The organism is Blautia glucerasea, from assembly GCF_020537505.1.
GTDB lineage: Bacteria > Bacillota > Clostridia > Lachnospirales > Lachnospiraceae > Blautia_A.
In genome coordinates this window covers 1-933 of the sequence record NZ_JAJBMO010000087.1, presented here as the reverse complement: position 1 = coordinate 933, position 933 = coordinate 1, and the positions used below count along the sequence as shown (strand labels likewise).

The window sequence follows — 933 nt, the reverse complement described above, 5'->3', positions numbered from 1 at the left end:
ATTCCAAAATACTTTATGTTTCTTATGATCCATTACAAGTTTTCCCTTATTAATCATCGTTTCGGACTGCTTTTGAGTTATTTTTTGTTTATTATTTCGTCGTGCCAATGAAAAAATCTGCAGATCTACTTCTTCTATAGTGCTATTTATATCCATTACACAATCTGCACCAGCGTATATTAATTCTTTTTTCCATGACATACACAATAAAGAGGAAGCATCCGTCAAAATAATAATTGGTATCTGCGTTATTTTTCTAATAGCAGATATAATATTACTTATGTTCTCTTTATAAAGGATCACTCCTATTATAAGCACATCATAAGAAAATAAACTCAAATTATGCAGTAAAATTTGTAGATTTTCTGCATAATCTGAGTTTACCTCATTGAATAGTTTTCGATATGATTGATTGTCAAAATATGCTAATATTTTGTATTTTGTGTCTTTCATATTTAATCTATTTAAAAAAAGCAACACTTTCTATTTCTTCACAGGAAAATCATCAAATGTATTGTCAATTTTTTGTGAAGCAATCTCTCTCATCGCATGCTCTTTCAGTTTTTGAAAACTTTCATCACTGACTGCATGTTCCATACGACAAGCATCAACTTCTGCAATTTGTGGATTAACTCCAACGGATATAAGTTGATGAGTAAAAAAACAATGGCGTTCGTAAATTTTTTCAGCCATATCCCGGCCAAGTTCTGTCAGGTGCAGATAATGCTTTTCATCCATTGTCAAAAAACCGCCCTCTCGCAAAGTTCCTACTGCATAACATACGCTGGGTTTTGAAACTTCCATGTACCGGGCAACATCCACAGAGCGCACCATACCGAGCTTCTTTTGGAGTATAAGCACGGCCTCCAAATAATCCTCTCCGGCAGTATGAAGTTTCATAGGCAGCTCCTTTCGCCATTAAGCAAGACTCCA

General features: G+C 34.4%; 1 protein-coding gene and 1 pseudogene. Both read right to left on the bottom strand.

Features of this window, described 5'->3' with window-relative positions; all coding sequences use genetic code 11:
• Positions 1–453 (bottom strand): annotated as a pseudogene (locus tag LIQ05_RS19350) (DNA-binding response regulator); the annotation flags it as partial.
• 30 nt (positions 454–483) lie between these two features.
• Positions 484–900, bottom strand: coding sequence for a metal-dependent transcriptional regulator (locus tag LIQ05_RS19345; RefSeq protein WP_226822934.1), 417 nt, complete (start codon positions 898–900; stop codon positions 484–486).
• Positions 901–933: the final 33 nt, after the last annotated feature.

Excerpts from the sequence above, each read along its gene's own strand:
- LIQ05_RS19345 (WP_226822934.1), bottom strand. The coding sequence starts at position 900 with ATGAAACTTCATACTGCCGGAGAGGATTATTTGGAGGCCGTGCTTATA.